This is a genomic window from Rhodococcus sp. P3_B8 (genome assembly GCF_056402775.1).
The window spans coordinates 1-2,824 of sequence record NZ_JBFUGT010000517.1 but is presented as its reverse complement, the minus strand read 5'-3'; the positions used below and the strand labels follow the sequence as shown (position 1 = coordinate 2,824).

General features: G+C 66.0%; 5 protein-coding genes. All 5 read left to right on the top strand.

Annotated elements, in window-relative coordinates; all coding sequences use genetic code 11:
* Positions 1–319 (top strand): DUF475 domain-containing protein (locus AC1D1G_RS43895; protein ID WP_477956784.1); only part of this gene is annotated, 319 nt, incomplete at its 5' end.
* A gap of 80 nt (positions 320–399) precedes the next feature.
* Positions 400–1,023 carry an AIM24 family protein gene (locus AC1D1G_RS43890; protein WP_280780522.1) on the top strand — a complete coding sequence of 208 codons (624 nt, stop codon included), beginning with the start codon at positions 400–402 and terminating at the stop codon, positions 1,021–1,023.
* Between the two features lie 5 nt (positions 1,024–1,028).
* Positions 1,029–1,730 (top strand): AIM24 family protein, encoded by a 702-nt coding sequence (locus AC1D1G_RS43885; RefSeq protein ID WP_271209559.1) that lies wholly within the window; start codon positions 1,029–1,031, stop codon positions 1,728–1,730.
* Positions 1,727–2,482 carry an AIM24 family protein gene (locus tag AC1D1G_RS43880; RefSeq protein WP_011595185.1) on the top strand — a complete coding sequence of 252 codons (756 nt, stop codon included), beginning with the start codon at positions 1,727–1,729 and terminating at the stop codon, positions 2,480–2,482. The genes AC1D1G_RS43885 and AC1D1G_RS43880 overlap by 4 nt, the downstream gene beginning before the upstream one ends.
* 110 nt (positions 2,483–2,592) lie before the next feature.
* Positions 2,593–2,817: a hypothetical protein gene (locus tag AC1D1G_RS43875; RefSeq protein ID WP_280780523.1), complete on the top strand. Its 225-nt coding sequence runs from the start codon at positions 2,593–2,595 to the stop codon at positions 2,815–2,817.
* Positions 2,818–2,824 lie beyond the last annotated feature (7 nt).

The window sequence follows — 2,824 nt, the reverse complement described above, 5'->3', positions numbered from 1 at the left end:
CCCGATCATCATCGCCCTCGGCCTCGGCTTCGTCGGCGCGATGTTCGTCCGGTCCATCACGGTGTTCCTGGTCCGCAAGGGCACCCTGTCGGACTACGTGTACCTCGAGCACGGCGCCCACTGGGCCATCGGCGCACTGGCCGTGATCCTGCTGGTGTCCATCGGCTACCACGTCAACGAGAACGTCACCGGACTCGTCGGCGTCGCCCTGATCGGTGCCGCCTTCATCTCCAGCATCGTCCGCAACCGCARGGCCGTCGCGACGGCGGGCCAAGCGGAAGACGACGTAGACGAGCAGGACCCGGTGTCCGTCGGCTAGGTTCTGCCTGTACTCACATCCAGCGGCAGTGCTCGTGACTCGGTCACGGGCACTGCCGCTCGACACTGGAAAGGGCACCCATGGGGCGGCTGCTCGACAAGTCGAAGAAGGTGGTGGAGGCGCAGCTCGCCGGAACCACCATCCGGGCGATACAGGGTTCGATGATCGCCTACGAGGGCAATGTCAGTTTCAAGTCGGCAGGTTTCGGTGGCGGTGACGGGGTCCTCGCCGGAATGAAGAGGCGCGCCACGGGCGAGGCCCTGTCGCTGATGGAATGCTCCGGCCACGGTGTCGTGTACCTCGCGGTGGGCGGTCAGTACGTCTCCGTCGTCGACCTGGCGAACGAGACCCTGCAGGTGGAATCGCAGCAGCTGCTCGCCTTGAGCGGCAACCTGAACACCAACGTCACGTTCACCGGACTACGCGGCGGGGTCGGCGGTCAGGGCCTGTTCACCACGACCGTCTCCGGCCAGGGTCAGGTGGCACTGCTGTCGGCGGGCGGGCCACTCATCCACCTCGAGGTGTCGCCGCAGTACCCGCTGGTGGTCGATCCCGACGCGTTCGTCTCGGCGCGCGGGCAGGTGACACAGTCGTTCGTGACCGACGTGTCGTGGCGCAGCGCCGTCGGCCAGGGCAACGGTGAGGCCTTCTCCCTCAAGTGGGACGGTCACGGCGTCGTCTCCATTCAACCGGCAGAGCGGTGAGCCCCATGGTCTTCTCGAAAGTGAACTCGAAGGTCGTCAAGGTCGACGTCGGCGCCGCAGGCGGTGTGGTGGCGCGCACGGGTGCGATGTTGTTCTACACGGGTCAGGTGCAGTTCTCACCGCATCAGGTGCCGGGTTCCCAGTCGATGGCGGGCATGGGTGGATTCACCCGGATGGCCGGACGCATGATGCAGGGCGAGCACGAACGCACGATGCTCGCGCAGGGGCAGGGCGAGGTGCACTACGGTCACGCCGGACTCGAGGTGCATGTCGTCGACATGTCGCAGGGTGGCGCGCTGTGCGTCGAGGCGTCCCGGCTGCTCGCGCACAATGCGGGACTGCAGAGTTCGGTGATCTCCGTGACGAGTCAGGGCGGTGGTGGCGGCGGACGCGGCATGCTCGGCGCCCTACGCGGCGCGGCGGCAGGCGCCCTCTCCGGTACCGGAATGTTCACCACGCAGTTGTCCGGGTACGGGTCGGCGGTGCTGCTCGCACACGGCGGCTTCATCGAACTCCCTGTCGGCGGCCCGAATCCGGTGTTCGTCGACCCCGACGCTTTCGTCGGCACGTACGGGAGCGTCCAGGTGGAACTGAAATCCGCCGTCGGCTGGCGTGAGGCCATGGGTCGCGGGGTCGGGGAAGCAATGCAATTGCAGTGCACGGGTCAGGGCATCGTCTACGTTCAGGCTTCGGAGGAGAAACTGTGACCGCCATCCACAATCCGTCGACTCTCGGCGCCAGCGACAACATTCCCGACAACAGCTACGCATTCTGCATCGACCTCACCGCGCCCTGGTTCATCCGCAAGGGTGCGATGATCGCCTATTACGGGCAGATGCAGTTCCAGGCCCTGACCCACGGATTGCACGGCGCCGCACTGCACATGGTCGCCAACCAGTTCTCCGCACCGCTGTACATGGGCGACTATGCGGTGGCCGAAGGATTCGGGAAACTGATCATCGGCGACCGCGGTTACGACATCAACTCGTACGACCTCGACGACGGCAACCTCACCATCCGGGCGTCGAATCTCCTTGCGTTCGAACCGGGTCTGGCCCTGAACCAGTCCATCGTGCCGGGATTCCTGACGCTCATCGGGACCGGCAAGTTCCTGGCGTCGTCCAACGGCCCGGTGATGTTCGCCGAGCCGCCGCTGCGGATCGATCCGGAGGCGCTCGTCGGGTGGGCCGACTGCCCGTCCCCGAGTCACCATTACGACCAGGGGTGGATCAGCAACTTCCTCGCGGCGGGCGCCCACATGATGGGAATCAACTCCGGGGAGGAACGGCAGTTCGACTTCACCGGCGCCGGAACGGTTCTGATCCAGTCGAGTGAGAAGGTCCTCAGCGACACGCATGTCGTGCGCAGTATCGAGGGGCAGATCCACGGCATCACTCCGAGCGGTCTGCAACGGCTCAACGGCGTGATCGCCGCCAAACTGGCGGAGCAGCCTCGCTGACACCCAGGCGATTGACAGGCTGAGCGAAGAGTTGCGGCAGGGACGGGGAGCACTCTGATCTGTGTCAGGAAGTTCTGACACCGCATCCGATACGTTCCAGGAGGAACCGCATGAAGTCCGTCGTGACCAAGGCCGTCGCAACCGGTGGCATCGCCCTCGCAGCCCTCGGCATCGGAGCCGGCGTTGCCAGCGCCGACCCGGTGGGCCACAACCCCGCCCCGGCCCAGCAGCAGCAGGCGCCGCAGCCTCAGCAGCAGCACGCTCCACAGCAGCAGACCCCCGCGCCGAGCCCGCACGGATTCTGGTTCTTCGGCACCTGGGTTTCCCTGCCCTGATCTGCGT

What these genes read in the sequence shown, in the direction of transcription:
- AC1D1G_RS43890 (WP_280780522.1), top strand. Translation starts at nt 400, where the DNA reads ATGGGGCGGCTGCTCGACAAGTCGAAGAAGGTGGTGGAGGCGCAGCTC.
- AC1D1G_RS43885 (WP_271209559.1), top strand. Translation starts at nt 1,029, where the DNA reads ATGGTCTTCTCGAAAGTGAACTCGAAGGTCGTCAAGGTCGACGTCGGC.
- AC1D1G_RS43875 (WP_280780523.1), top strand. Translation starts at nt 2,593, where the DNA reads ATGAAGTCCGTCGTGACCAAGGCCGTCGCAACCGGTGGCATCGCCCTC.